The organism is Bradyrhizobium sp. Mp27, assembly GCF_029953005.1.
Taxonomy (GTDB): Bacteria; Pseudomonadota; Alphaproteobacteria; order Rhizobiales; family Xanthobacteraceae; genus Bradyrhizobium; species Bradyrhizobium barranii.
On the sequence record NZ_JASAUS010000085.1, the window covers coordinates 1 to 26,234 of the forward strand.

Genomic DNA, 26,234 nt, shown 5'->3' on the forward strand with positions numbered 1-26,234 from the left:
TGGAAGACCGACTTGGAAGTATCCATACCGATACGAATGGGAAGATTCATCAGACTTTCCTCTCATCTAGCTATGACGCCGGAGCGCCATAGAACCGTGGGGATGAGAGGCGTCCACACCAGCACACGCGGCTTCTCGTTCTCGCGGCCTACTGCGCCCGAGCTTTGCTGTAGTCACCGCCTTCGAAAGTGCCGAGGGCGCAGGGAAGGCCGGGTGCCGGCTGGCACCCGCGGTCCACTGTGCGGAAATTGCGCTACGAATTTGCACAGCGGCATACAGGTGAAGCCAAACATCCGGCCTTCCCTGCGCAGTGGTTTTACGGCTTATGCCGAGCTCTCCCCGGGGAGCGATGCACTATTGCCCCCGTCGTCTTGCGGATGATTGATGCGCGCGGCCCGGTCGGGCCGCCACATCACCGCAAGACTTGACGCACAGGCTCCGGGCGCCAGGACGGCACGGTTTTACCGTACACAGGCTGCACCGGTCGTGTGCGCGCAGGCCGTTGCTCACGGTTGCCCGCCCTGCAAACCACCTTCGCGCCGACGCCGCCTGCGTCCACCGCGTCCCATCCCGCGTGTCGTGACGATCGCGATAACGCCCCTCGGCCCGGGGTGGGATGGCCTTCTATAAGATAATCCGAAATACGGATAAAGAGAATTATTTCTGCGTGGTGTGGTTGACCCGCCCATTGGGTGTTTTGCCCGCCGAGCAGCGCAATGGGTGGTTGTGGGACGCGCGAGCGCGCGCCGCAACGCCGCCACGAACAGGTCTCCCCTCGGCCGCAAAATGCGCTACCATGATGCCAGCGCGCCTCAAGTCGCGCACGATCCACGAGACGCATGAGGAAACGAGATGAGGGTGACGATTGGACGGCGCACGGTCATGGGCGCGGTGCTGACTGCCGCGGGCGCGGTGGCTTTGACGGCGGCGTTTGGCCCAGCCTGGGCACATGGGCCGACCCGGCAGAAGGTGCGCGAATCCATCGAGATCAACGCGCCGCCGGCCAAGGTGTGGGCCGCGATCGGCAATTTCCAGGACATGAGCTGGCTGCCGCCTGTTACCAAGACCGAGGGCGAGAAGGGCAACGAGATCGAAGCGACGCGGCGGCTGACCCTGACGGGAGGCGCCACCGTCGATGAGGAGCTCTACAAGTTCGACGCCGCCGCGATGACCTATTCCTACCGGATCACCAAGGTGGACGTGAAGGTGCTGCCGGTCACCAATTATTCCTCGACGCTGACGGTGACGCCGAGCGCCGACGGCAAGGGCGCGACGCTGGAATGGGCGGGCGCGTTCTACCGCGGCTTCCCCAACAACGATCCGCCGCCGGAGCTGAGCGACGAGGCCGCGGTGAAGGCGGTGAAGGGGCTCTATCAGGCCGGGCTCGAAGCGCTGAAGAAGAAGATCGAGAGCGGAAGCTGACCGTGCGGTCGCGGGTCCTGGCGGCGCTCGCCGCCGGCCTTTGCGCTGCTAGCATTGGCAGCGCGTCCGCCGAAGAGGCATTCGTCACCAACCAGCTCAGTGACGATCTGATGGTCGTGGACCTCGCGACATCGCGCAGCGTCGCGACCATCCCGATCGGCGGCAAGCCGGCCGGTGTGGCCGTCAGCGCGGATGGGCGCTTTGCCTATGTGACGAGCCCCGACGCCAAGGCGGTGACCGTGGTCGATGCGGCAACGCGGCAGGTCTCGGGGCGGATCGAGGTCGGCGGCGGGCCGCTCGGCATTGCCGTGACGCCCGATGGCAAGACGGTCTACGTCGCGGACTGGTATGCCGCCGCGGTGCGGGTGATCGATACGGCCTCGCGCAGCGTCACGGCCAGCATCGCGGTCGGCGCGTCCCCGTCCGGCCTCGCGGTGACGCCTGATGGCAGGCTGCTGCTCTCGGCAGACCGTGACGACGACAGCGTCTCGGTGGTGGATACCGCAACGCGTGAGCGCAGGGCGACCATCAAGGTCGGCACCCGTCCGTTCGGCGTGACCATCGATGCCGAGGGAAAACGCGCCTACACCGCCAATGTCGGCTCCAACGACGTCTCGGTGATCGACATCGCCGCGAGCCAAGAGATCGGCCGCGTGCCGGTCGGGATGCGTCCCTATGCCGTGGCGCTGACGCAAGGACGCGGCTTCGTCACCGACCAGTATGGCGGCACCGTCAGCGTGTTCGACCTGGCGACGCTGAAGCCGGTCAAGCGGATCAATGTCGGCGACTATCCCGAAGGCATCAATGCGACCGCCGACGGCAAGCGCGTCATCGTCGCCTGCTGGGAGAGCAACACATTGAGCATCATCGATGCCACCGAGCTGAAGGTGATCGGCGAGGTCAAGACCGGCGACGGCCCGCGCGCGTTCGGGGTGTTCTTGCGCAGGACGGAGTAGGGGGCACGGAGCATCTGTAGCCTGCATGGAGCGAAGCGGAATGCGGGGACACTTTCCCGGATTGCGCTGCGCTCCATCCGGGCTACGGCGCTAAACCACTCTTAGATCCGGCAAACGCCTTCAACTTCAGGAAAAAGTCCTTCAGGATCGGGTTGCGATCCACATAGGTCACGTAGCGGATCGGATGCCGCCGGCGATCGATGCTCCACGTGATCTGATCCGTGAGAACCGGGGCCGGGATGATCACGCTCGGCGCCCAATCGGGATTGAGAAGCCAGCCGACCGGCGCCATGTCCCAGATCTCCTTGGCCCAGCCCAGATGGTCGGACGAGTATTCCTTGAAGCGCATGGCGAGGAACGCGCCGATGCTGCCATGCGGTTCGACGTAGCGCTCGATCTCCGGCACCGTGCTGTGAAGGTGCGAGGTGACGCCCTTGCATGGCACGAGCACGAGCGGCACGCCGCTGTCGAACAGCACCTGCGCGCCGCCGACGTCCTGCTTGAGGTTGAACTCGATCGTGTACGGCCATTCCAGCGCGTGACCGCCAAGCCAGACCACCACCACGCGGTCGATGATGTCGGGGGCCTTGAGCAGCGCCGAGGCGACGTTGCTGATGGCGCCGATGGCAATGACGTAGAGCGGATTGTCAGGGGAGCCCGCGCTCGCCCGGGCCACGAGGTCGTTGACGGCGGGGGCCGCCTGCGCCGTCTTGCCGGGGCCGACATAGTCGGTGACGCCGCGATGGACGAGGCCGTCCGGCGCGAGGTCGAGGCGCTCCAGCAGGCGAAGGATTTCCTGGTAGCTCAGCTCCATGCCGTGGCCGGGACTGTCGGCGCGTGTGTTGAAGAACGGCGCGGCGTAGATCGCCTCGACGTCGAACCGGTCCTTCGACAGCAGCATCTGCACCAGCGCGAACTGATCGTCGATCTCGTTGTAGGTGTCGGTGTCGAGCACCACGCGCACCTTGCCGACCGGCGGCTCCAGGAGTTTGAGGCGGGCTTCGTCCGAGAGTGTCATCACCGTCTCCTTGGGCCGGGCGTGCCGATTGCGGATCAGGCCTTGAGCGAAATCGGGCAGACCACGTCTGCGATCTCCTCCATCTGCGCGAACATGTGATCGGGCGCAAGCGCCCGCAGTGCCGCCGGCGCGGCATAGCCCCAACTCACCGCGCCGCAGGCAATCCCCACCGCCCGCGCCGCCTCGATATCGCGGACCTCGTCGCCGATCGCGATCACGCGGCCTGCCTCCACGCCCGCGCGCCGGATCACGCGGCGGAATTTCGCGGGCTTGCCGAACAGCGACGCCGCGCAGTCGAAATGCGCAAACAGCGCGGCGGACTCGCCAAGCTTCTCGCGCGCATTGGCTTCGCTGTCCGATGTCACCAGCGCGAGCTGCACGCCGTTATTGGCCAGCGTCCGCAGCATCGTCTCGACGCCCGCGAACAGGGGGATCTCCGCCGCCGCCTCCGCCTTCAGCCGCCGCGCATGCCGCGCGATCGCCGGCAGCTTCCACAAGGGCACCTCGAGCCGGGCGAGGATCTCGCGCGACGAGGCATGTCGCAGCGCTTCGATTTCGTCATCCGCGACGCGGCGAAAATTGAAGCGATCGGCGACATCGTTGATGGTGCGCAGAAACCACGGAAAGCTGTCGGCCAGCGTACCGTCGAGATCGAAGATGGCGAGGGAGTAGGGCATGGAGGAGGTTTTGCAGTTCGCTGATAAACGAGATTGTGGGTGCTATTATTTAGAAGAATTCGAGGACAGCCATGCGACACGAGCGCATTGAAATCAACCATGCGATCATGGCCGGCAAGCCCGTCATCCGTGGGACGCATGTGCGTCACCGCAATCTGCGCACGTGAACATTGATGTCGAGATCGATGTTGCTGACGCAGGTCTGAGTAGTCCGGTGCGAGCCGCCCTCGTGCCAGTGGCCATCGCGCGTGCGGGCGTTGGTGATATTGGCGAGCTTCAGGCATCGCCATTGCGGCAGCGGTCCGCTGCTCTCGCCGCCAAATTGCCAGGCGAGCACGGCTTCCTCACCCATCTTGTTGGTGCCGATGATGTGGGGGCAGAGCTCGCGATAGCGCCCCTCGTAGATGCAGGTTACCTGCTGCTCGGCGAGGATTGCCTTGCGGAAGAGCGTGTAGGTGCGGCTGGGCATCGCGGACAGCCTTTCCCCGATGATCCCGCGGACGAGGCGGAGTGGATTACTCCGCCGCCTCGCTCGTGCTCCGCCGCTTCGGCTTCCGTGCCTTCTTCAGCACCGGCTCCAGAAACTTGCCCGTATAGCTCCTTGGCGCTTTCGCGATATCCTCCGGCGGTCCCCACGCCACGATCTCGCCGCCGCCGTCGCCGCCTTCGGGGCCGAGGTCGATGACCCAGTCGGCGGTCTTGATGACTTCGAGATTGTGCTCGATGACGACGACCGTGTTGCCCTGCGCGACCAGCTCGTGCAGCACCTCCAAGAGCTTCTTGACGTCGTGGAAGTGCAGGCCGGTGGTCGGCTCGTCCAGGATGTAGAGCGTACGGCCGGTCGCGCGCTTTGACAGCTCCTTGGCGAGCTTGACGCGCTGGGCTTCGCCCCCCGACAGGGTCGTGGCCTGCTGGCCGACATGGATGTAGTCGAGCCCGACCCGGTGCAGGGTCTGGAAGGTTTCGCGCACGCGCGGGACCGCCTTGAAGAACTCGGCGGCTTCCTCGACGGTCATGTCGAGCACGTCGGCGATGCTCTTGCCCTTGAACAGGACCTCGAGCGTCTCGCGGTTGTAACGCTTACCCTTGCAGACGTCGCAGGTGACGTAGACGTCGGGCAGGAAGTGCATCTCGATCTTGATGACGCCGTCGCCCTGGCAGGCCTCGCAGCGGCCGCCCTTGACGTTGAAGGAGAAGCGGCCGGGCTCGTAGCCGCGCGCCTTCGCTTCCGGCAGGCCGGCGAACCATTCGCGGATCGGCGTGAAGGCGCCGGTGTAGGTCGCGGGGTTCGAGCGCGGGGTGCGGCCGATCGGCGACTGGTCGATGTCGATGATCTTGTCGATGTGCTCGAGGCCCTCGATGCGATCGTGGGGGGCGGCGCCTTCGCTGGCGTTGTTCAGCTTGCGGGCGATGGCCTTGTAGAGCGTGTCGATCAGCAGCGTCGACTTGCCGCCGCCGGAGACGCCGGTGACGGCCGTGAACAGGCCGAGCGGAATTTCGGCGGTGACGTTCTTGAGATTGTTGCCGCGCGCGTTGACCACCTTGATGGTGCGGCGATGGTTCGGCGGGCGCCGCTCCGGCACCTCGACCTCGAGCTCGCCGGTGAGATATTTGCCGGTGAGCGATTTCGGGTTGCGCATGATCTCGGCGGGCGTGCCTTCGGCGACGATGTTGCCGCCATGCATGCCGGCGCCGGGGCCGATGTCGAGGACGTAATCGGCAAGCAGGATCGCGTCCTCGTCATGCTCGACGACGATCACGGTGTTGCCGAGGTCGCGCAGGCGCTTGAGGGTGTCGAGCAGGCGCGCATTGTCGCGCTGGTGCAGGCCGATCGAGGGCTCGTCCAGCACGTAGAGCACGCCCGTCAGCCCCGAGCCGATCTGCGAGGCGAGGCGGATGCGCTGGCTCTCGCCGCCCGACAGCGTGCCGGAGGAGCGGGATAGGGTGAGGTAGTTGAGGCCGACGTCGAGCAGGAAGGTGAGGCGCTCGCGGATCTCCTTGAGGATGCGGCCTGCGATCTCGTTCTGCTGCGTGTTCAGCGCTTCGGGCACGGTCTCGAACCATTCGCCGGCCTTCCTGACCGACAGCTCCGAGATCTCGCCGATATGCTTGCCGCCGATCTTGACGCAGAGCGCCTCGGGCTTCAGCCGGAAACCCTTGCAGCCTTCGCAGGGGACGTCGTGGAAATATTTTGCGAGCTCCTCGCGCGCCCACTCGCTCTCGGTCTCGCGATAGCGGCGGTTGATGTTGGTGATGACGCCCTCGAACGGCTTCTTGGTGTCGTAGGAGCGGACGCCGTCCTCGTAGGAGAACTTGATTTCATCCTCGCCCGAGCCAAGGAGGATCGCGTTCTGCGTCTTCTTCGGCAGATCCTTCCATTTGGTGGTCACGGTGAACTTGTAGTGCTTGCCGAGCGCCGTCAGCGTCTGAATATAGTAAGGCGACGACGACTTGGCCCAGGGCGCGATCGCGCCCTTGCCGATGGCGAGCTCCTTGTCGGGGATGACGAGGTCTTCGTCGACATGCTGCTCGACGCCGAGGCCGCCGCAGGCCGGGCAGGCGCCGTAGGGATTGTTGAACGAGAACAGGCGCGGCTCGATCTCCGGAATCGTGAAGCCGGAGACGGGGCAAGCGAATTTTTCCGAGAACAGGATGCGCTCGGGCCCGCTCTTGTCGTGAATTTTTGCGGTCTTCTTCTTCTCCTCGACGGGCGCCGCCGCTGCAGGCGCATCGGCGAACTCGACGACGGCGAGCCCCTCCGCGAGCTTCAGCGCGGTCTCGAAGCTTTCGGCGAGGCGCTGGCCGATGTCGGCGCGCACCACGATGCGGTCGACCACGACGTCGATGTCGTGCGGAAATTTCTTGTCGAGCGTCGGCGCCTCCGCGAGCTCATGGAAGGTGCCGTCGATCTTGACGCGCTGAAAGCCCTTCTTGAGCCATTCGGCGAGCTCCTTGCGGTACTCGCCCTTGCGGCCGCGCACGACGGGGGCGAGCAGATAGAGGCGGGTGCCCTCGGGCAGCGCCAGCACGCGGTCGACCATCTGCGAGACGGTCTGGCTTTCGATCGGCAACCCAGTGGCGGGCGAGTAGGGCACGCCGACGCGCGCCCAGAGCAGGCGCATGTAGTCGTAGATCTCGGTGACGGTGCCGACGGTCGAGCGCGGGTTCTTCGACGTCGTCTTCTGCTCGATCGAGATCGCCGGCGACAGGCCGTCGATCTGGTCGACGTCAGGCTTCTGCATCATCTCCAGGAACTGGCGCGCATAGGCCGACAGCGATTCGACGTAGCGGCGCTGGCCCTCCGCATAGATGGTGTCGAAGGCGAGCGAGGATTTGCCGGAGCCTGACAGCCCCGTGAACACCACCAGCTTGTCGCGGGGGATCTCGACGTCGACATTCTTGAGGTTGTGCTCGCGCGCGCCACGGATCGTAATTGTGCGCAGGCTGGATCCCGCGTTCTGCTGTTGGCGCTTCGCCTTGATCACTTCATCCATCCGAGTTGCCCTCAAGGAATCCCAAAGGTGCGCGATCGCGCCAACAAAAAAGGCGCGCGTCGCCCGGAACCGGGATCGGCGCCGATGGGTATGGCAGCGAACGTAGGAAGAACGGGAGCGGATTTCCAGTGGCGTGTGCGAATCGTCAACGGATTGTTGGCGGGCTGGCGGCATCTGGCAGGAGCGGGGCGCCCGGAACATGCGAAGGGCCGGCGCGAGGCCAGCCCTTCGTTCGCATTTGAATGCGGATTTGGGGCAATCCGCACATGATCAGGACTTGGAGGTTCCTGAGGGAAGCTTTGTCTCAGTATTTGGCGACGACCGGGCCGCCCCAGCGGTAATTGATGCGGATCAGGCCCATGTCGATATCCTGGCCGATCCGGTCGGTGCGCGGGGCGAAGCCGCCGACGAGCGTTGCGAAGTCGGCGCTATGATGGCCGAGGAAGACATGGTTGTACTCGCCGCCGACCGACCAGTTCTCGGCAAAGCCCCATTCCACGCCGATGCCGATGGTGTAGCCCCAGCGGGTCTGGTTGACGCTGTTGAACACCGCGGCCGGGACGCCGGGGACGAAGGTGTCGTACTTGTCGTGCGCCACCGCGGCGCCAGCCTTGCCATAGAAGAGCAGGTTGTTGACGGCGTAGCCCATCTGGCCAGTGAACAGGCCGAAGCTGTCGATCTTGGTCTGGTTGGTGAACAGCGGCAGCGCCACGCTGACATTGCTGCCCTTGAAGTCGGCCCAGTTGCCTTGGCCCTCGATGCCGAACACCCAGCGCGATTTCTGCCAGCGATAGCCGAGTTGTCCGCCGATCGTGCCACCGCCCGCATTGTGACAGCCTTCGCCAACGGCCGGATCGACAGCGATGCCGAGCGCGCGTGTCACGCCCCAGCAGGCATGGGCCAAGCCGCCGCCGCCGTTGATGCCGGCATAGATGCCGCTCCAGTCGTAGACGGGAACGGCGGCCGCAGGCGCCTTGTAAATCGGTAGATCGGCGGCGGTAGCCGGCGCGACCGCGCCGAGTGCGAACAGGCTGACCGCAGCCAGCATCCACGTCTTCATGTCACGTCCCCAACTCGCCAAAGCCATTCGCGGACGCCTTGCGCGCGCCTCACGACTCCAAGACGGTTGGGTGCACCCTCGCGCGAAAACAAAAAGGCCGGCGCAAGGCCGGCCTTTCGTAACGCGATGGCGTCGGAGGTGACGCTTAGTACTTCGCCACGACCGGGCCGCCGAACGTATAGTTCACGCGAACGGTGGCCATGTCGACGTCCTGCTTGATGCTGTCGGTGCGGAAGAAGAAGCCCGCGACTGTGAGGTCATTGCTCCGTCGGCCCATGAACAGGTGGTTGTACTCGACGCCAACTGACCAATTCGGTGCGAACCCGAATTCGATACCGGTGCCGACCGCGCCACCCCAGCGGGTTTCGTTCGCGCTGTCGAACACAACGCCGCCAAACAAGCCGTTATATTTGTTGTGAGTGACGGCAGCACCACCCTTCACGTACCACAGCACATTGTTCCAGGCGTAGCCCACTTGGCCAGTGAACAGACCGATCGCATCGATCTTGGTCTGGTTGACGAGGGGGGAAAAAGCCGCGGGAGAGCTCGTATTCGAACCCTTCAGGTTAGCCCAGTCGCCCTGAGCCTCGAGGCCGAACACCCAACTGGCCGCCTGCCAGCGATAGCCAATCTGGCCACCGACCAGAGCGCCGGTCGCATTGTGGCACCCCTCTGGTGTGGAGGGAACCGGCCCGAGAAGAACGACCGCGGTGGTGTCCCAGCAATTGTGGCTTGAGCCGCCTCCGGCGTTGGCGCCGATATAGAACCCGCTCCAGTTGTAGATCGAGGCCACAGCAACAGGCGCCTTGGTGTAGGGGCGGGCCGCCAAATCGGCCGCCGAGGCGGGAGCCAACGCGCTGAGTGCGAACAGACTGGCCGAGGCCAGCAAAACCTTCTTCATTTCAATTCCCCAGTTTCGTTTCTCTTTGTCGGCGAAAAACGGCCGACCCAATGACCCAACCGATGTCGTTGCTCTACACCATTGAAGCCGAAGGTTGTGTCACCGGGATGCCACAGCTCTCCCCGAAAACGCTGGGAATCGGTTGGCCCTGGATCTTGACGCGCAAAAACAAAAAGGCCGGCGCAAGGCCGGCCTTTCGTAACGCGGTGCGTTGGAAGCGAAGCTCAGTACTTCGCGACCACCGGGCCCCCGAAGTGATAGTTCACGCCGACCTGCACGGTGTGGAAGTTGAGCGTGCCGGTGGGCAGGGCGCCCGAGAAGTAGGTCTCGCCGCCGAGGCTGCGATAGAGGTACTCGCCCTTGACCGACCACTGCGGAGCGAAGAACGCCTCGACGCCCGCACCGACGGTCCAGCCGGAGTGCCACTTGCTGTCCGACGCGGTCAGGCCGAGAGCGGAGAGGGTGATCTTGTTGTCGATCCAGGCGTAGCCGCCGGTGCCGTAGAACAGGACCTGATTGACGGCGTAGCCGATACGGCCGCGCACGGTGCCCATGGCATCGGTCTTCGAGCTCGCCGTTGCGGTCACAACGCCGAAGCCGGGAACAACAGTGGCGCCGGTCACCGAAGCGCTGACGTCAGCCCAGGAACCATCAGCCTCGACGCCCAAGACGACGTTGCCGGTCTGCCAGTTGTAGCCGGCGGTGCCGCCGACGAAGCCACCCTTCATCTTCGGGTCGCCGGAACCGTTTTCCCAGGCGCCGCCGCCGACGATACCGAGGTAGAAGCCGGTCCAGTTGTAGACCGAGGCCACCGCCACCGGAGCCTTGGTGTAGGGGCGCGCCGCGAGATCAGCGGCCGAAGCCGGAGCAGCGAGAGCGAACAAACAGGCCGAAGCCAACAAAACCTTCTTCATTTTCAAACTAATCCCAGTCCCGGTTTCTGTTTTTGCCTTCCGTGCGTTCGGAAGGACATCGGACGCCGTGGTCCAACTGATGTCGTGCTTACACCAGCAAAGCCGCAAGTTGTGTCTCCCAAAAGCCACAATAATCGCAAAACGTAACGGTGGCTGACCTATAATTCCGGTTGCCCACGCAAAAAGGCCGGCGCAGGCCGGCCTTTGATTTCCAAGCGATCTCAGAGGGATATCAGTATCTTGCGATCATGGGGCCGCCCCAGCGGTAGTTCACGCGGACGAGGCCGATATCGACATCCTGGCTGATGCGATCGGAGCGAGTGGCGACGCCGAGCGGGGCGAAATTGCCGGATCCGGTGAAGCCGATGGTGCGGTTGCCGAGGAAGATGTGGTCGTACTCGAAGCCCACGGTCCAGTTCGGGGCGAATCCGAACTCGACGCCCGCACCCACGGTGCCGCCCCAACGGGTCTCGTTGGCCCGGTCGAACTCGAGGCCGCTGGCGACGTCGAAGCTGCGGTAGCGATCGCCGACGACGGCGCCGCCGCCCTTCACGTAGACCAGGACGTTGTTCCAGGCGTAACCGACCTGACCGGTAATCAGGCCGAAGGCGTTGATCTTCGAACGATCGCGCAGGCCGCTGATCGCACTGATATTGTCACCCGAGAAATCGGCCCAGTTGCCCTGGCCTTCGAAGCCGAACACCCAGTTGGCTGACTGCCAGCGGTAGCCGACCTGGCCGCCGACCGTGCCGCCGGTCGCGTTGTGGCAGCCTTCGCCTACGAGAACGCCACCGCCGATATCGACGTCCCAGCACTTGTGGCTGGTGCCGCCGCCGCCGTTGATACCGATGTAGAAGCCGCTCCAGTCGTAGATGGTCGCGATCATCGGTGCCGGAGCCTTGGTGTAGGGACGCGCAGCGAGATCTGCCGCGCTTGCGGGAGCCGACAGCCCCAACGCGATTGCACCAATAGTACCAATCAAAATCTTATTCATTGCAGTCCCCCCAGTTTCTGACCGCTTTTCGAAGTCCCCGAAGCGGCTGATCAGGCGCGACGCCTATAAGAATCTAATTCCGCGGCAAGCGTAGCTTAGGCGGGAGGCGGAGTCCGTCTCCGGAATGCAACAGTCGGGCGGCATCTGAACTGCTTCTAACTTGATGAATGTTAAGCTGTTTCGCCGTCCTCAGGAATTCGGGGAAATTCCATTTGGCGCAGGCCGTCTTGGTGCAGCGCGGTGCCGTCTTGCCAACGCAACAAGGTGAGGGGAGTCATAAGAACAAATCTGGAACGAACCGGCCAGGGGTGCTATATGTGGGGATAAGTGGAGGGGTGACGGGTCGATCCGTCCGCGCAAGCGTATAGGGTCGCGTCAACAGGTTGCAGAGGACGCGGGCGCGTCCCGGGCCTTCTAAAATTCAGTGGCATTCGGAGTGGAGAGCGGCGATGGCGGGAAGCGTCAACAAGGTTATTCTGGTTGGAAATCTCGGCAAGGATCCCGAAATCCGCCGCACCCAGGACGGGCGGCCGATCGCGAATTTGAGCATCGCCACCTCGGAGACCTGGCGCGACAAGAACAGCGGCGAGCGCAAGGAAAAGACCGAGTGGCATCGCGTCGTGATCTTCAATGAAGGGCTCTGCAAGGTCGCCGAGCAGTACCTGAAGAAGGGCGCGAAGGTTTACATCGAGGGCGCGCTCCAGACCCGCAAATGGACCGACCAGAGCGGCGCCGAGAAGTACTCCACCGAGGTCGTACTCCAGGGCTTCAACTCGACCCTGACGATGCTCGACGGCCGCGGCGGCGGTGGAGGCGGCAGCTTCGGCGACGAGCCAGGCGGCGATTTCGGCTCTTCCGGTCCCGTCAGCAGCGCGCCGCGCCGTGCCGTTGCCGCCGGCGGCGGCGGTGGCCGCAACAGCGACATGGACGACGATATCCCGTTCTGAGGCGGGCGGGGGCGCTTCGCCTCTGATGTCACCTTGCTCGCGTAGAGCGACAGGACTCCTTACCAATTGGCGGGCAAAGCTCGGTTTTTCCCGGCTTGCCTCATGTGCTGCCTCAAGCCTTTGACGAGGTGTGATGTGAATGGTATTAACTTGATGTTAATCCTGTTCACATGGGTCGGCCGGAGGCCCTGCACGAGCGTTGCGCCGCTGCTTGAGGCTGCTCCAGCGATCCCGCTGCACGCCTTTGCCGCCATGGCCGCCTTCGTGCTCGGCCTCGTTCAGTTTGCCGCCCCCAAGGGCACGCTGCCGCACCGGACGATCGGCTGGATCTGGGTGGGGCTCATGGCGGTCGTGGCGGCATCGTCGTTCTGGATCCACCAGATCCGCCTGGTCGGGCCGTTCAGCCCGATCCATCTCCTATCGATCTTCACGCTGGTGATGCTACCGCTCGCGGTGTGGCGGGCGCACATCCATCGGGTCTCCGATCACCGGCGCATCATGATCATGACGTTCGTCGGCGCGCTCGTCATTGCCGGGCTGTTCACGCTCATGCCTGGACGGATCATGCACCGGGTGATTTTCGGAGCCTAGGACGTGGTTCCCGGCGGCTCATTCCGGCTTCCCTCGAGGCAGTGGTGCTGAGCTCGTAAGTCTCTGGAAAAACAGTCGGAAAAACCGCTTCCCCAGACCTCGCAAGGGTGGTTATCAGGGGGGCGATGCGCTATATGATTCCCAGATAAAATCTCACCGGATTTCCCCTTGGCTGACGACGACAACAAGCCCGGCGACCAGCCGGCGCAACCCTCGGACATTCGTCCCGTTTCCATCTACGAGGAGATGAAGAAGTCCTACCTCGATTACGCGATGAGCGTGATCGTGGCGCGTGCGCTGCCCGATGCGCGCGACGGGTTGAAGCCGGTTCATCGTCGCATCCTCTACTCGATGAACGAGCAGGGGCACACGCCCGACAAGAAGTACGTCAAGTCGGCGCGCGTGGTCGGTGACGTGATCGGTAAATATCATCCGCATGGCGACCAGTCGATCTACGACGCCATGGTCCGGATGGCGCAGGACTTCTCGATGCGCGTGCCGCTCATCGACGGCCAGGGCAATTTCGGCTCGGTCGACGGTGATCCCCCGGCGGCCTATCGGTACACCGAAGCGCGACTGACGAAGGCGGCGTTGGCCCTGCTGGCCGACATCGACAAGGACACCGTCGACTTCCAGCCGAACTACGACAACAACGAAACCGAGCCGTCGGTCCTGCCGGCCAAGTTCCCGAACCTCCTGGTCAACGGGGCGGGCGGCATCGCGGTCGGCATGGCGACCAACATCCCGCCGCACAATCTCGGCGAGGTCATCGATGCCTGCGTCGCGTTGATCGATAACCCTGCGCTCACCATCGACGAACTCATCAACATCGTTCCGGGACCGGATTTCCCGACCGGTGGCGTCATTCTCGGACGCGCGGGCATCCGCGCCGCCTACCACCTCGGCCGCGGCTCGATCGTCATGCGCGGCAAGGTCGCGATCGAGACCATCCGCAAGGAGCGCGAGGCGATCATCATCACCGAGATTCCCTACCAGGTGAACAAGGCGACGATGGTCGAGCGCATCGCCGAGCTGGTCAAGGAAAAGAAGATCGAGGGCATCGGCGACCTGCGCGATGAATCCGACCGCGACGGCTATCGTGTCGTGATCGAATTGAAGCGCGACGCCGTGCCGGATGTGGTGCTGAATCAGCTGTACCGATTCACGCCGCTGCAGACGAGCTTCGGCGTCAACATGGTGGCGCTCGACAGCGGCCGTCCGCGGATCATGCATCTGAAGGACCTGCTGGCGATCTTCGTCGACTTCCGCGAGCGGGTCGTCACGCGGCGTACCAAGTTCCTGCTCGCCAAGGCGCGCGATCGCGCCCACATCCTGGTCGGTCTGGCGATCGCGGTCGCCAATATCGACGAGATGATCCGCGTCATCCGGACCTCGCCCGACCCGACCACCGCCCGCGACACCCTGATGGCGCGCGACTGGCCGGCACGGGACGTCGAGGACATGCTGACGCTGATCGACGATCCGCGCCACCGCATCAGCGAGGACGGCACGATCCGGCTGTCGATGGAACAGGCGAGGGCCATTCTCGATCTGCGCCTTCAGCGCCTCACCGCGCTCGGCCGCGACGAAATCCGCGACGAGCTCGACAAGCTCGCCGGCGAGATCGCCGACTATCTCGACATCCTGCGCTCGCGCGCCCGCGTGCTGGGCATCATCAAGACCGAGCTCGCCGAGGTGAAGGCCGAGTTCGCGACCCCGCGCCGCACCGTGATCATCGAGCAGGAGGGCGAGGTCGAGGACGAGGACCTGATCCAGCGCGAGGATATGGTCGTCACCGTCTCCCACGCCGGCTACGTCAAGCGCGTGCCGCTGTCCGCCTACCGGGCGCAGCGCCGCGGCGGCAAGGGCCGCGCCGGCATGCAGACCCGCGACGAGGATTTCGTCAGCCGCCTGTTCGTGGCGTCGACGCACACGCCGGTGCTGTTCTTCTCGTCGCGCGGCCAGGTCTACAAGGAGAAGGTCTGGCGCCTGCCGATGGCTGCGCCGAACGCGCGCGGCAAGGCGCTGATCAACATCCTGCCGCTGGAGCAGGGCGAGCGCATCACCACCATCATGCCGCTGCCGGAGGATGAATCGACCTGGGGCAACCTCGACGTGATGTTCGCCACCACCGGCGGCAACGTCCGGCGCAACAAACTGTCCGACTTCGTCGACGTCCGCCGCTCCGGCATCATCGCCATGAAGCTCGATGAGAATGAAGCGATCGTCGACGTGCAGATCTGCACCGAGCGCGACGACGTGCTTTTGACCGGCGCCGGCGGCCAGTGCATCCGCTTCCCCGTGCCCGACGTGCGCGTGTTTACCGGCCGCACTTCGATGGGCGTGCGCGGCATTGCGCTTGCCGACGGCGACAAGGTGATCTCGCTGGCCATCTTGCGCCACATGGAGACCACCTCGGACGAACGTTTGGCCTATTTGAAGATGCGCCGCGCAGTCGCCGGTGAGGCTGCGACCGAGGAGCCCGCAGTGGATGCCGAGGCCGAGGAGACCTCCGGCAGCTTCCAGCTTCCGCAGGAGCGCTATATCGAGATGTCGGCGGCCGAGCAGGTCGTGCTCACCGTCTCCGTCAACGGCTACGGCAAGCGGACCTCGTCCTACGAGTACCGCACCACCGGCCGCGGCGGCAAAGGCATCGTCGCCATGAGCGTCAACAACCGCAACGGCAACCTGGTGGCCTCCTTCCCCGTGGAAGACGCCGACCAGATCATGCTGGTCACGGACAAGGGCCAGTTGATCCGCTGCCCGGTCGAAGGCATCCGCGTCGCCGGCCGCTCGACCCAGGGCGTGATCGTGTTCGACACCGCCGAGGACGAGCACGTCGTCTCGGTCGAGCACATCACGGAGGAGGCCGAGAGCGGGAATGGCGAGAACGGGAACGGTTCGTAGATCGAGCCGATCCCGTCAGGTGTCGTCCCCGTTGACGGTTGCAATCAACCGGATAGGTCCGGCACGGCACAACGCGCCGGTGTCCGGCCTATGATCCTGGAAGATGCTGCCGGCGCGATGCCTTCCAGCCGAGCACGGCCAGCGGAATTGCCAGTGCCGCCCAGGACAGCGCGTCCCAGCCATCGTCGCCGAACAGCGCCGACGCCAGCCCGACAAGGATGAGCCCCCCGAGCAGGAGCGGCCAGCGAAAGATCTCGTCCGCGGTCTGGCGCTCGCGCTTTATCTCGCGTTTCATGAACGAAGCCCGGATGTCGCGACGACAGGCGACCGGCCTTCCACAGGCGCCGTGACGCGGGGCGATTTGCGCTTGCCGAGCCAGAGATAGACGCCGCTTCCGAGCACGACGATGGCCGCGAGGTCGAGCAGCGCCCAGATGATCTTGAGCGGCAGGCCGCCGTAATCCCCGAAATGCAGCGGGCGCGACACCTGCAACGCCCGGAGATACCACGGCAGTCCGCGCGCGGTGACGAGCTGCCCGGTTTCAGCGTCCAGCATCGCCGGCGTGAACAGGCGCGAGGTGATCGGCGTCGATCCCTTGGTCCAGACGATGAAGTGTCGTGGCGTCCCGAACCGCGCGACCGTCGGAAAGATGATGCTCGTGGGCGTGTTGCCGTCGATCGCCCGGCGCGCTGTGGCGATGACGTCGTCGACGTCGGCCCATTTCGCAAGCGGCGGCTTGCCTGCGTGTGGGGCGATCAGCTCCGGCATCACCCCCGCGCGCCACGCGGAAAACAGCGGCAACGATATCGTGTTGATGACGCCGGTGACGCCGACGGCAAGCAGCCATATGAGAGTCACTCCGCCGATCAGATTGTGCAGGTCGAGCCATTTGACCCGCGAGGCGCTGGCACGACGCACCGTGCCGAAGCTGAGCCGGCGCATGAAGGGTGCGTAGAGCACGATGCCGGAAACGATCGCGATGACAAACAGCACGCCCATGACGCCGAGAAACAGTTCACCCGGCAACCCCAGGAACATGTCGCGGTGGAATATGCGGATGGCGCTCATCAGGCCACCCTGCTGCGCGTCCTCACCGATCAGCTCCGCGGTCCTGGAATCGAATGACAGCTTCAGGAAACGTTGGCCCGGGGGAGCTTCGGGCGTAGCCGAGAGGAACACGTTGACGACGTTGGCGCGATCATCGTCCCAGCCGAGCACCTGGAGGTAGCGCTGCGGATAGCGCGCCTTGGCGGCGTCGACCAGCCGGCTTAGCGGAGCCTGCGGAGTATCCGCCGGGAGCTCTCGGGCCGAGGCTTCCGACTTGAAGAGCTCGTCGATCTCGTCATGAAAGATCAGTGGGAGCCCGGTGATGCAAAGCATTAGGAGGAATAGCGTGCAGACCAGGCTGGTCCATTTGTGGACCAGCGACCACCATTTGACTGACTGTGCTGTCATCCTCTCACCACCGGTAGGTCAGCGTCGCCAGCACCGTGCGCCCCAGCGCCCAGCGGCAGCCGCCGGCCGTGCATAACGAGACATAGGTCTTGTCGAACACGTTGTTGACGTTCACCGCCGCGCTGAGGCCCTTCCACTGCTGATACCGCATCCCGAAATCATAGGACAGCACCGCATCGAACACCGTGCTGGACGGAACGGTGGCGGCGGGCAGGAAGACGCCCGGCACGATGGTCGGAACCGTCAGATTGTTGGCGTTGGTCGTGTACATGTCGTGGACGTAGCGGACACCGCCGCCGAAGCCGAAACCGGTGGCAGGACCGCCCTGCACCAGATAGTTGGCCCAGAGCGAGGCGGTGTGCATCGGGACGTTGGCGAGCCGCTTGCCGAAATTGACGTCCTGGGGCGAACTGATCCGGTTGTCGAGATAAGAGTACTGCCCACGCAGGCTCAAGCCTGGCAGGGGGCTGCCGACGACGGACCCTTCGAACCCGCGCGAGCTGACCTCGCCAACCTGCGCCGTGGTGTTGGCGGGAATGCCGGGGCCGCTGATGACCGTTGCCACGTTCTGCTGCTTCAGGTCGTAGACCGCGGCCGTGAAGATCAGATTGGTCCCGACCGGCTGATACTTCACGCCGCCTTCATACTGCTCGCCGGTGGTCGGCTTGAACGGCTGGCCGTTCAGCAGCGTGCCGACCGAGGTCGGCTGGAACGAGGTCGAGTAGCTGACATAGGGCGCAATGCCGTTGTCGAAATTGTAGATCGCGCCAATGCGGCCGGTTGGCTTCTGGTCGTCGTTCAGGACGCGAACGCCGGTGTTCTGCGCCAGGGTATTGCCCTCGGCCCAGTCGTAGCGGATTCCGCCGAGGACGGTGAGCCGGCCGAGCCTGGCCTCGTCCTGGACGTAGAGGCCGCGCTGCGACAGGTGCTGGTCGAGGTTCTGGAAGAGCGCCGTGGGGACGGCGATGTTCTGCGTGTAATTCGGCGCCAGGATGTCGAGCGTGTTGGTGGCCGCGAAGCGGGCGAGATTGTTGAAGTCGAACCGCTGGTAGTCGACCCCTGCGAGGACCGTATGCTGCAACGGTCCCATGTTGAACTTGGCCTGGAGCTGGTTGTCGGCAGCGAATGTGTCGAGGTTCTCGTTGGTCGAGAAGTAGCTCCGGTTGATCGTGCGGCCGTCGACCAGCCGGAGCGTGGCGCCCGCGCCCGTCGTCGTGAACCCGCCGGGCTGCACCTCGACATAGCTGAGCTCATTGTGCAGGTAGCGTATGTTCTGGCGCACCGTGAAGACGTCGTCGAAACGATGCTCGAACTCGTAGCCGGCGGTTGCCTGCTTGTATTTGAGAGTCTCGTAGTTGAGATCGCCGGCAAAGAAATTGCGCGGGATCTGCCCGAACGTCCCCGGCACCAGTGTGCCCTGGATCGGCAAGAGCGCGAAGGCACCACCCTTCGGGTCCTGCCGGTAGCTCGTCAGGAAGGTGATGGTGGTGTCGATACTCGGACGCCACGTCCAGGCCGGCGCGATCGAAAATCTTTGTTCGCCGATATTGTCGACCTGGGTGTCGGCGTTGAGGCCGATACCGGTGACGCGGTAGAGCAGCGTCTTGTCCTTGTCGACGGGGCCGCCGACGTCGAAGGCGCCCTGGATCCGGTTGAACGAGCCGGTTTGCAGGGAGACTTCTCCGAACGGATTTTCAGTCGGGCGCTTGCTGACGAGGTTGAGGATGCCGCCGGGCGAGGCGGCGCCGTAGAGAATTGATGCCGGCCCGGTGATCACCTCGGCGCGCTCGAGCAAATAGGGATCCACCCGCGGCGCACCGAACGGTCCGCCCTGGAGCCGCAGCCCGTCCAGATATGTTTCGAGGCTGAAGCCGCGCGCGCTGACGTTCTGAAAGCGGAAATCGGTATCGTTGCTGAAATAGATTCCTGGCGCGTAGCGCAAGAGGTCGCGGATGCTCTGCGCCTGCCGCACATTCATTTCGTCGCGAGTGATGACGGCGATCGACGCCGGCGTCGACATGATCGGCGCATCCGTCTTGGTGGCGCCGGAGGCGCGGGTGGCGACGAACCCGTTGGTGCCGGCGTTGACGCGCGCTGCTGTTCCCACCAGCGCTTGGGGCTCCGGCTGTACTGTCGAACGGTTGGCCTGTTGAGCGGACCGCTGGCTCGCACTGCGCCGCTCCGATGCGTTGCGCCGGACCTGGACCGGACGTTGCGCGCGCTGAACGGGTGCGTCGACCGTCACCGGCGGCAACGCGGATGCACCGGATTGGCCGGTGTTCTGCGCGTTCACCGGCGTGACGGCCATCAGCAAGCAGCCCAGCGTGAGTGCGCTGGCTGTGCTCTTGAAAGTGTTCCTTGAAAATAGTCCGCACGACCACGCAGGCCGTGTCCATCGCATTCCATGTCAGCGCCCCATCCGGCGATCGCCGCGCCGGCGGGATGATCCTTCTGACCTCACGCGACTTCGCACCCGCGCGCGTGTTAGATGGCGACACTGCGAGCGTCGAGTTGGACGAATTTTGAATCACTCGAAACGTCATAATTGGAGGCATTCTTAGAACTTCTAAAAAAGCGAAGCTAACTGATCGACAAAGCATTGGAATTTGTTGCTGCGTATGGCTGGTGATGGGCCAGACAAGATCGAGGTGCGCGCGAATGTCGCACACTCCCGGGTAAGCGGGCGTAACGAGCTCTACCTGTCGGTGATCGGCATCTCATCGAGACGCGTGGTGCGAAGCCTGCCTTGCCCTGAACGGGCGATCCGCACGACGATCAGATCTCCAGCTCCGTCCCGAACTCCACCACCTGCCTGGTCGGCACGCCGAAGAACGCGGCGGAGCGTTCGGCGTTGCGCTGGAGGAAGGCGAACAGGCCTTCGCGCCAGACCCACATGCCCGGAATGTCCTCGCTCGGGATGATGGTCTCGCGGCCGACATAGTAGGTGATGTCGGAGAGGTCGATGCCGGGCAGCTTGCCCTGGCGGCAGGCGAGCGTCAGGCCAGCATAGATCGTCGGATTCTGCATGAAGCCGTAGTGCAGGACCACGCGGGTGATGCCGGGGATGATCTCGATCACCTCGGCACGGTCTTCATCGGTGATGTGCGGGGATTCCTCGATCAGCACGGTGACGAGGACGATGCGCTCATGCAGCACGTGGTTGTGCTTGACGAATTGCGTCAGCGCCAGCGGCACGCCGCGCGGTGCGGATGCCAGGAAGACGGCGGTCCCGGGCAGTCTGGCCCGGCACTTGTTGACCGCGGTCTCGATCAGGTCCTCCTCGGGCTGGCGCAGCTTCGCGCGCGCCGCCTCGACCAGCTTCACGCCGCTACGCCAGGTCAGCATCATGAAGGCGACGAGGGCCGCGAGCAGCAGCGGAAACCAGCCGCCCTCGAACAGCTTGATCGAATTGGCGGAGAAGAAGATCACGTCGATCACGAAGAAGAAGCCGTTGACGGCGACCACGATCCACGGCGAATAGCCCCACTGGATCGCGACCAGGGCCGCGAGCAGCGTGGTGATCGCCATCAGCAGCGACACCGCGATACCGTAGGCGCCGGCGAGCGCGTCCGAGCTGCCGAAGCTCAGGACCGCGCCGAGCGTCGCGGCCGCAAGCAGCCAGTTCACCAGCGGCACGTAGATCTGGCCCATCGCATGGCTCGTGGTGTGGCGGATCTGCATGCGCGGCAGGAAGCCGAGCTGGATCGATTGCTGCGTCAGCGAGAACACGCCGGAGATGATCGCCTGCGAGGCGATCACGGTCGCGAGCGCCGAGAAGGCGACCAGCGGATAGTGCAGGGCGTCCGGGCAGAGCTGAAAGAAGGGGTTCTCGATCATCGTGGGATCGGTGATCAGCAGCGCGGCCTGCCCAAAATAGTTCAGCACCAACGCGGGCAGGCAGATCGCGAACCAGGCGAGCCGGATCGGGAAACGGCCGAAATGCCCCATGTCGGCGTACATGGCTTCACCGCCGGTCACCGCCAGGAAGGCGGCGCCGAGGATCGCGAAGGAGATGTGGAAGTCCTGGTGGATCAGGAAGTTGAAGGCATAGAGCGGGCTCAGTGCCGCGAGCACAGCCGGCGCCTTGACGATGCCGTGGACGCCGAGCGCGGCCAGCACGAAGAACCAGGCCAGCATCACCGGCCCGAAGATGCGGCCGATGAAGCCCGTGCCCTGCTTCTGGATCATGAACAGCCCGATCATGATGGCGACGGTGATGGGCACGACGACCGGCGCGAGCGAAGGCGCATCGACCTTGAGGCCTTCGATGGCCGAGAGCACCGAGATCGCCGGGGTGATTGCGCCGTCGCCATAAAGGAGAGCGGCACCGACGAGGCCGACCACCAGGAGATGCGCGCGCCAGGTGCCGGACTGGGCGTGACGGGCATGCAGCAGCGCCAGCAGCGCGACGATGCCGCCTTCGCCGCGATTGTCCGCGCGCAGGATCAGAAGCGCATATTTCAGCGAGATGATCAGCAGCAGGGCCCAGAGGATCAGCGAGGCAACTCCCAGGACAGCTTCGGGAGTCACCGTTGCGCCATGGGCAGCTGCCTTGGCGGCTTCCTTCAGGGCGTAGAGGGGGCTGGTGCCGATATCGCCATAGACGACCCCGAGGGCGCCCATGGTCATGGCAATCGGCAGAGGGGCAGGGTGATGGCCGGAAACGACTGCGGGCGTACTGGACAATGTCGACCCCCCGATGGGATCGCGCCCGCCGGGCCATTCCGACGGGCGCGAGCATCAGACAGTCTGCGACGAGACGTCGCAAATATCCATGGGATTTATCCTCGGGATTTATCTCGGGGTTTATATGACGCGAAGCTGACAGCCTCGACTACGGGGTCCGGTCAGCGGTCACGAGGCGGGCCTCGCGGATGTTGGCCTTGGTGCCGGCCTGGCGCAGGCAGGACGCCTCGAAGTTCGGCCAGGCCTGCTGCGAGCAGTCCTTGCCGATGGTGCGGATATCGAGGCGGTCGCTCTTGGCCAGCGGCTGCGGGACGCTTGCTTCGACGGACGGAGCGAAACCGGGAAGGACGGTGAGGGCAGCAGCGACGAACGCAGCAATAGCGATGGCCGAGATGGTCTTGATCATTGACGGTCCCCTGTGATGCGGCCGCTACGCCCAGTTGTGCGGCCCGTCATTCGTTGGGTGGATTAGTAACCATGGCCAGTTTCCGGACGTCTTCGCGGACGCCCGAAATGGTTTCGTTCGCACTTCGTTTTGTTTCATGGCCGTCCCGAGGACGAAACAATTCGGGGGATTCCGACTCGGCGCTGCCGAAAAACCGGCAGGGAACCCGTCTGGCTTGCCGGGCCGGGCCGGGCGCGGTAGGACGGGGTCATGCCGCGTATCGCCTTCTACCCGGGTTCCTTTGACCCCATCACCAACGGCCATCTGGACGTGGTCCGGAACAGTGTCCCCCTGTGCGATCGGCTGGTGGTCGCGATTGGGGTCCATCCCGGCAAGAAGCCGCTGTTCTCAACCGAGGAGCGGCTCAAGATGCTCCATGACGTCTGCGGGCCTGTCGCAGCCCAGGTCGGCTGCACCCTTGATGCCGTGACCTACGACGATCTTGCGGTCACTGCGGCACGCAGGCACGGCGCGACTGTCATGATTCGGGGTCTGCGCGATGGCACCGACCTCGACTACGAGATGCAGCTCGCCGGGATGAACGGCGCCATGGCGCCCGACGTCCAAACCGTGTTCCTGCCGGCCTCTCCGGCCGTCCGCCCAATTACCGGCACGTTGGTGCGTCAAATCGCGGCCATGGGCGGAGATATCTCGACCTTCGTGCCGCCGCTCGTCGCCAACCTGCTCAAGGCCAAATTCGCCGGATAACGGCGCAATTCTTCATCCTACCTGATCCGGAGTTCTCATGATCCGTCGTCTCGCAATTCTTGCCACGATCTTTGCCGCGCTCTTCAGCGCGGTCCCGGCGGTGGCGCAGCAATTGCCGGCCAATCTCGACAAGGCCAACGCCATTGTCATCGACACCACCAAGGGCCGCATCGTCATCAAGCTGCGGACCGACATTGCGCCTCAGCATGCCGAGCGCATCAAGCAGCTCGCGCGCGAGGGCTTCTACAACAACGTGCCGTTCCACCGCGTGATGGACGGCTTCATGGCCCAGACCGGCGACGGCGAGAAATTCAACGGTACCGGCGGCTCGAAATATCTGAACCTGAAGCAGGAATTCTCCAAGGTTCATTTCGCCCGCGGCATCGTCGGGATGGCGCGGCGCGGCGACAGCGTCGACAGCGCCAACTCGCAGTTCTTCATCATGTTCGCGGACGGCGGCAGCCTCGATAACCAGTACACCGTGATCGGCGAGGTCGTGCAGGGCATGGACGTCGTCGACAAGCTGAAGAAGGCACCGCCCGGTTCGGCCGGCGGTGCCGTCACCGATCCCGACAAGATGGTGAAGGTCCAGGTCGCTTCTGACATCAAATAGGATGAGAACATGGTGCGCTGTGGCAATACGCTCTTGCTGGCTGCCGCGCTGCTGCTTTCAGGCGTTTCCGGCGCGGCCGCCGGGGACGCAGAGGTCAACACCATCCAGGACATCTTCCAGCACTTGCGGACCTGCTGGAAGCCGCCGCCGCCGAACAAGGCTCGCCCTATCGACATCACCGTCGTCGTGAGCTTTAACCGGGCCGGAAACATTCTGGGCCATCCGAGGATTACCTATGAATCCGCGGAGGCCTCCGACAATGACCGGCTGCAATACCGGGTCGCGGTGATGGAGGCGCTGCAACGCTGCACGCCGATGCCATTTACCGATGCAATGGCCGGCGCCGCCGCGGGACGTCCATTCGCGATCCAGTTCCGTAACCGGAAGACTTCACCCCCAACGCAAGAGAGACGAGCATGAGCGTCACCGAAAACACCCTGATCCTCGAGACCACGCAGGGCCCCGTCACCATCGAGATGCGGCCCGATCTCGCGCCCGGCCACGTCGCGCGCATCAAGGAACTGGTCCGCGAGGGCTTCTACGACGGCATCGTGTTCCACCGCGTGATCGAGGGCTTCATGGCGCAGACCGGCTGCCCGCAGGGCACCGGCACCGGCGGCTCCGGCAAGAAGCTGAAGGCCGAGTTCAACAAGGAACCGCATGTGCGCGGCGTCACCTCGATGGCGCGTGCCGCCAGCCCCGACTCCGCCGATAGCCAGTTCTTCATCGTCTTCGACGACGCCCGCTTCCTCGACAACCAGTACACGGTGTGGGGCAAGGTCACCGAGGGCATGGAGAACGTCGACAAGATCAAGCGCGGCGAGCCCGTCCAGAACCCCGACAAGATCGTCAAGGCGCGGATGGCCGCGGACGCGGCCTGACATCGCGCATTCGTCGTGAAGCTTCTGGAACGGGATGACGGTCATCGTCATCCCGTTCTGATTCCTGGCTGAGCGCTAATTCGTCGCGAGCTGACGGACGGCGCCGATCCAGTCCTCGATGTGATAGGAGCGGACCATCTTGCCGCCCTCGAGCGTGTGCACGTCGATCGACATCACCTTGAACGATTTGCCGCTATGCGGTGCGCCCATGAAGTCGGCCGCGGGCGTGCCCGTCGCTTCACCGCGGATCGTGACCTGGTTGCCGGAGACGAGCACGTCCTTGATCTCCCATTTCAGGTCGGGAACGGATTTGAGGCGCTGGCCGATGCCCGCGATGACCTCGTCACGCGTGTTGCAGACATTGTTGCCGCGGCAGGATACCCAGTCCGCGGCCGTCGACTGTCTGATCAAATCGGGGCTGTCGTTGGCGAATTCGGCGCTCAGCGCCTTGTAGAACGGCGCGACGCTGGCGCGAGCCGCCTCCGTGCTGATCTCGGCGGTGGCCGGGCAGGCCGACAGGGCAATGGTGGCGCAGGCCGCAAATATCCATTTCATGCTGGTTCCAGTGATTTGTTTAAGAGGCGGGCGGTGCTATGAACCGGCTTGGATAATTAATCCAATGAGTAATGATGCCTGCTCATGAATGAAATCGATTTACGCCGGTTCGACCTCAACCTGCTGGTCGTGTTCGATGTTCTGATGGTCGAGCGCAGCGTTTCCCGCGCGGCGGAGCGACTGGGGCGGACGCAGTCGGCGATCAGCCATTCCCTGTCCCGGCTGCGCAGCCAGTTCGGCGACCCGCTGCTGGTTAAGGGCGGGGTGCGGATGCAGCCGACGGCGTTCGCGCTCGATCTGATCGAGCAGGCGCGGCCGATGCTGAGCGGTATTCAGCGCGTGCTGTCGCCGACGCAGGTGTTCGATCCAGCGCATTCACAGCGCGTGTTCAGGCTCGCGGTGCCTGATTTTGCGCTCGCGCTGTTTGCCGAACTGCTCGCGCGGGTGCGCAAGGAGGCGCCGTTGGTGTCGGTCGAGTGGACCACGCCACGCGCGCCGACCCTGCTTGACGTCGCGGAGGGCCAGGTCGACCTCGCGATCGTGCCGTCGGAACTGCAATGGCCGCAGAGCGTGGCGGGCGAGGCGATCGGGGCGCTGGGTTGGCGCTGCTTCGGCCGGCGCGATCATCCGGCATTCTCGGAATGGGGGCCCGCGAACTGGGCGCGCTGGCCGCATCTTGCGGTGCGGATCGGCGACAATGTGAGAAGCCCGGTCAACGTTGCCGCCGCAGCCGCCGGCCTGACGCGGACGATTGCCGGATGGGTGCCGCATTTTCCTGCGATCGCGCCGATCCTGGCCCGGTCCGATCTGTTGGCGACGCTGCCATCGGCGGCTATGGCGGACTTGGTCGACGCTTACGATCTTGCGAGCACGGAGGTTCCGTTTGCGATTGCGCCGCTGCCGCATGCGATGGTGTGGTGCAGCGGCCGCAGCCGCGATCCCGGCATGATCTGGTTGCGCGACCGGCTCCGTCCGATCGCCAGACGCACTTTCGCCGTTTAGAAGCACAG

24 protein-coding genes are annotated in these 26,234 nt (G+C 64.4%); 10 read left to right on the forward strand and 14 right to left on the reverse strand.

What is annotated here, in order from left to right; translation table 11 throughout:
* Window positions 1–852: 852 nt before the first annotated feature.
* Window positions 853–1,422 carry an SRPBCC family protein gene (locus tag QJT78_RS32120; RefSeq protein WP_028154383.1) on the forward strand — a complete coding sequence of 190 codons (570 nt, stop codon included), beginning with the start codon at window positions 853–855 and terminating at the stop codon, window positions 1,420–1,422.
* Between the two features lie 2 nt (window positions 1,423–1,424).
* Complete coding sequence (locus tag QJT78_RS32125) at window positions 1,425–2,378, forward strand: cytochrome D1 domain-containing protein (RefSeq protein WP_028154384.1); 954 nt, start codon at window positions 1,425–1,427, stop codon at window positions 2,376–2,378.
* A gap of 82 nt (window positions 2,379–2,460) precedes the next feature.
* Here the strand turns inward: QJT78_RS32125 and QJT78_RS32130 are convergent, their stop codons facing one another.
* The 8 genes from QJT78_RS32130 to QJT78_RS32165 form a co-directional block, all read right to left on the reverse strand.
* The gene (locus tag QJT78_RS32130) at window positions 2,461–3,396 is read right to left on the reverse strand and encodes a nucleoside hydrolase (RefSeq protein WP_038953119.1); all 936 of its coding nucleotides are present in this window, start codon (window positions 3,394–3,396) and stop codon (window positions 2,461–2,463) included.
* Between the two features lie 35 nt (window positions 3,397–3,431).
* On the reverse strand, window positions 3,432–4,073 hold the full coding sequence (locus QJT78_RS32135) for an HAD-IA family hydrolase (protein WP_028154386.1): 642 nt from the start codon (window positions 4,071–4,073) through the stop codon (window positions 3,432–3,434).
* A 145-nt stretch (window positions 4,074–4,218) separates the two neighbouring features.
* A complete protein-coding gene (locus QJT78_RS32140) occupies window positions 4,219–4,542 on the reverse strand; it encodes a hypothetical protein (protein ID WP_028153426.1) in 324 nt (107 codons plus the stop codon).
* 46 nt (window positions 4,543–4,588) lie between these two features.
* Window positions 4,589–7,567: an excinuclease ABC subunit UvrA gene (gene uvrA / locus QJT78_RS32145; RefSeq protein WP_028153427.1), complete on the reverse strand. Its 2,979-nt coding sequence runs from the start codon at window positions 7,565–7,567 to the stop codon at window positions 4,589–4,591.
* 304 nt (window positions 7,568–7,871) lie between these two features.
* Window positions 7,872–8,627 (reverse strand): outer membrane beta-barrel protein, encoded by a 756-nt coding sequence (locus QJT78_RS32150; protein WP_028153428.1) that lies wholly within the window; start codon window positions 8,625–8,627, stop codon window positions 7,872–7,874.
* A 145-nt stretch (window positions 8,628–8,772) separates the two neighbouring features.
* On the reverse strand, window positions 8,773–9,528 hold the full coding sequence (locus QJT78_RS32155; protein ID WP_028153429.1) for an outer membrane beta-barrel protein: 756 nt from the start codon (window positions 9,526–9,528) through the stop codon (window positions 8,773–8,775).
* A 224-nt stretch (window positions 9,529–9,752) separates the two neighbouring features.
* Window positions 9,753–10,442 (reverse strand): outer membrane protein, encoded by a 690-nt coding sequence (locus tag QJT78_RS32160; RefSeq protein ID WP_038944095.1) that lies wholly within the window; start codon window positions 10,440–10,442, stop codon window positions 9,753–9,755.
* Window positions 10,443–10,674: 232 nt separating this feature from the next.
* Window positions 10,675–11,436, reverse strand: coding sequence for an outer membrane beta-barrel protein (locus QJT78_RS32165; protein ID WP_028153431.1), 762 nt, complete (start codon window positions 11,434–11,436; stop codon window positions 10,675–10,677).
* Between the two features lie 449 nt (window positions 11,437–11,885).
* On the opposite strand from QJT78_RS32165, the gene QJT78_RS32170 reads away from it, so the two are divergent.
* The 3 genes from QJT78_RS32170 to gyrA all read left to right on the forward strand — a co-directional run bounded on the left by QJT78_RS32170 (window position 11,886) and on the right by gyrA (window position 15,881).
* On the forward strand, window positions 11,886–12,383 hold the full coding sequence (locus QJT78_RS32170; RefSeq protein WP_028153432.1) for a single-stranded DNA-binding protein: 498 nt from the start codon (window positions 11,886–11,888) through the stop codon (window positions 12,381–12,383).
* 153 nt (window positions 12,384–12,536) lie between these two features.
* Window positions 12,537–12,974, forward strand: coding sequence for a DUF2306 domain-containing protein (locus QJT78_RS32175; protein ID WP_049807788.1), 438 nt, complete (start codon window positions 12,537–12,539; stop codon window positions 12,972–12,974).
* Window positions 12,975–13,142: 168 nt separating this feature from the next.
* Window positions 13,143–15,881, forward strand: a complete 2,739-nt coding sequence (gene gyrA, locus QJT78_RS32180) for a DNA gyrase subunit A (RefSeq protein ID WP_028153434.1) — start codon at window positions 13,143–13,145, stop codon at window positions 15,879–15,881.
* An 88-nt stretch (window positions 15,882–15,969) separates the two neighbouring features.
* Here the strand turns inward: gyrA and QJT78_RS32185 are convergent, their stop codons facing one another.
* From QJT78_RS32185 to QJT78_RS32205, 5 genes are all read right to left on the reverse strand, one after another.
* A complete protein-coding gene (locus QJT78_RS32185) occupies window positions 15,970–16,176 on the reverse strand; it encodes a hypothetical protein (protein WP_038944092.1) in 207 nt (68 codons plus the stop codon).
* Entirely contained in the window at window positions 16,173–17,336 is a 1,164-nt protein-coding gene (locus QJT78_RS32190) for a PepSY-associated TM helix domain-containing protein (RefSeq protein WP_028153436.1), read from the reverse strand. The genes QJT78_RS32185 and QJT78_RS32190 overlap by 4 nt, the downstream gene beginning before the upstream one ends.
* Window positions 17,337–17,340: 4 nt before the next feature.
* On the reverse strand, window positions 17,341–19,644 hold the full coding sequence (locus QJT78_RS32195) for a TonB-dependent siderophore receptor (protein ID WP_049810320.1): 2,304 nt from the start codon (window positions 19,642–19,644) through the stop codon (window positions 17,341–17,343).
* Window positions 19,645–20,111: 467 nt separating this feature from the next.
* Window positions 20,112–21,965: a KUP/HAK/KT family potassium transporter gene (locus QJT78_RS32200; RefSeq protein WP_028153437.1), complete on the reverse strand. Its 1,854-nt coding sequence runs from the start codon at window positions 21,963–21,965 to the stop codon at window positions 20,112–20,114.
* 205 nt (window positions 21,966–22,170) lie between these two features.
* Entirely contained in the window at window positions 22,171–22,428 is a 258-nt protein-coding gene (locus tag QJT78_RS32205; RefSeq protein WP_028153438.1) for a hypothetical protein, read from the reverse strand.
* A 249-nt stretch (window positions 22,429–22,677) separates the two neighbouring features.
* Here QJT78_RS32205 and coaD point away from each other — a divergent pair, with 249 nt between their 5' ends.
* From coaD to QJT78_RS32225, 4 genes are read left to right on the forward strand one after another with little or no spacing between them, the layout of a single operon-like run.
* The gene (gene coaD / locus QJT78_RS32210; RefSeq protein ID WP_014495113.1) at window positions 22,678–23,175 is read left to right on the forward strand and encodes a pantetheine-phosphate adenylyltransferase; all 498 of its coding nucleotides are present in this window, start codon (window positions 22,678–22,680) and stop codon (window positions 23,173–23,175) included.
* 37 nt (window positions 23,176–23,212) lie between these two features.
* Complete coding sequence (locus QJT78_RS32215; RefSeq protein WP_028154337.1) at window positions 23,213–23,788, forward strand: peptidylprolyl isomerase; 576 nt, start codon at window positions 23,213–23,215, stop codon at window positions 23,786–23,788.
* Between the two features lie 9 nt (window positions 23,789–23,797).
* Complete coding sequence (locus tag QJT78_RS32220; protein ID WP_028154338.1) at window positions 23,798–24,208, forward strand: hypothetical protein; 411 nt, start codon at window positions 23,798–23,800, stop codon at window positions 24,206–24,208.
* A complete protein-coding gene (locus tag QJT78_RS32225; RefSeq protein ID WP_028154339.1) occupies window positions 24,205–24,669 on the forward strand; it encodes a peptidylprolyl isomerase in 465 nt (154 codons plus the stop codon). The genes QJT78_RS32220 and QJT78_RS32225 overlap by 4 nt, the downstream gene beginning before the upstream one ends.
* 75 nt (window positions 24,670–24,744) lie before the next feature.
* Here QJT78_RS32225 and QJT78_RS32230 read toward each other — a convergent pair whose 3' ends face one another.
* Complete coding sequence (locus tag QJT78_RS32230; RefSeq protein ID WP_049807785.1) at window positions 24,745–25,224, reverse strand: ester cyclase; 480 nt, start codon at window positions 25,222–25,224, stop codon at window positions 24,745–24,747.
* A gap of 84 nt (window positions 25,225–25,308) precedes the next feature.
* On the opposite strand from QJT78_RS32230, the gene QJT78_RS32235 reads away from it, so the two are divergent.
* Window positions 25,309–26,226 (forward strand): LysR family transcriptional regulator, encoded by a 918-nt coding sequence (locus QJT78_RS32235; protein ID WP_028154341.1) that lies wholly within the window; start codon window positions 25,309–25,311, stop codon window positions 26,224–26,226.
* Window positions 26,227–26,234 lie beyond the last annotated feature (8 nt).

Excerpts from the sequence above, each read along its gene's own strand:
- uvrA (WP_028153427.1), bottom strand. The coding sequence starts at position 7,567 with ATGGATGAAGTGATCAAGGCGAAGCGCCAACAGCAGAACGCGGGATCC.
- QJT78_RS32235 (WP_028154341.1), top strand. The coding sequence starts at position 25,309 with ATGAATGAAATCGATTTACGCCGGTTCGACCTCAACCTGCTGGTCGTG.
- QJT78_RS32130 (WP_038953119.1), bottom strand. The coding sequence starts at position 3,396 with ATGACACTCTCGGACGAAGCCCGCCTCAAACTCCTGGAGCCGCCGGTC.
- QJT78_RS32170 (WP_028153432.1), top strand. The coding sequence starts at position 11,886 with ATGGCGGGAAGCGTCAACAAGGTTATTCTGGTTGGAAATCTCGGCAAG.
- QJT78_RS32205 (WP_028153438.1), bottom strand. The coding sequence starts at position 22,428 with ATGATCAAGACCATCTCGGCCATCGCTATTGCTGCGTTCGTCGCTGCT.
- QJT78_RS32185 (WP_038944092.1), bottom strand. The coding sequence starts at position 16,176 with ATGAAACGCGAGATAAAGCGCGAGCGCCAGACCGCGGACGAGATCTTT.
- QJT78_RS32195 (WP_049810320.1), bottom strand. The coding sequence starts at position 19,644 with ATGGCCGTCACGCCGGTGAACGCGCAGAACACCGGCCAATCCGGTGCA.
- QJT78_RS32230 (WP_049807785.1), bottom strand. The coding sequence starts at position 25,224 with ATGAAATGGATATTTGCGGCCTGCGCCACCATTGCCCTGTCGGCCTGC.
- QJT78_RS32155 (WP_028153429.1), bottom strand. The coding sequence starts at position 9,528 with ATGAAGAAGGTTTTGCTGGCCTCGGCCAGTCTGTTCGCACTCAGCGCG.
- QJT78_RS32150 (WP_028153428.1), bottom strand. The coding sequence starts at position 8,627 with ATGAAGACGTGGATGCTGGCTGCGGTCAGCCTGTTCGCACTCGGCGCG.
- QJT78_RS32225 (WP_028154339.1), top strand. The coding sequence starts at position 24,205 with ATGAGCGTCACCGAAAACACCCTGATCCTCGAGACCACGCAGGGCCCC.
- QJT78_RS32175 (WP_049807788.1), top strand. The coding sequence starts at position 12,537 with ATGTTAATCCTGTTCACATGGGTCGGCCGGAGGCCCTGCACGAGCGTT.
- QJT78_RS32200 (WP_028153437.1), bottom strand. The coding sequence starts at position 21,965 with ATGACCATGGGCGCCCTCGGGGTCGTCTATGGCGATATCGGCACCAGC.
- QJT78_RS32120 (WP_028154383.1), top strand. The coding sequence starts at position 853 with ATGAGGGTGACGATTGGACGGCGCACGGTCATGGGCGCGGTGCTGACT.
- QJT78_RS32135 (WP_028154386.1), bottom strand. The coding sequence starts at position 4,073 with ATGCCCTACTCCCTCGCCATCTTCGATCTCGACGGTACGCTGGCCGAC.
- QJT78_RS32160 (WP_038944095.1), bottom strand. The coding sequence starts at position 10,442 with ATGAAGAAGGTTTTGTTGGCTTCGGCCTGTTTGTTCGCTCTCGCTGCT.
- QJT78_RS32190 (WP_028153436.1), bottom strand. The coding sequence starts at position 17,336 with ATGACAGCACAGTCAGTCAAATGGTGGTCGCTGGTCCACAAATGGACC.
- QJT78_RS32215 (WP_028154337.1), top strand. The coding sequence starts at position 23,213 with ATGATCCGTCGTCTCGCAATTCTTGCCACGATCTTTGCCGCGCTCTTC.
- coaD (WP_014495113.1), top strand. The coding sequence starts at position 22,678 with ATGCCGCGTATCGCCTTCTACCCGGGTTCCTTTGACCCCATCACCAAC.
- QJT78_RS32220 (WP_028154338.1), top strand. The coding sequence starts at position 23,798 with ATGGTGCGCTGTGGCAATACGCTCTTGCTGGCTGCCGCGCTGCTGCTT.
- QJT78_RS32165 (WP_028153431.1), bottom strand. The coding sequence starts at position 11,436 with ATGAATAAGATTTTGATTGGTACTATTGGTGCAATCGCGTTGGGGCTG.
- QJT78_RS32140 (WP_028153426.1), bottom strand. The coding sequence starts at position 4,542 with ATGCCCAGCCGCACCTACACGCTCTTCCGCAAGGCAATCCTCGCCGAG.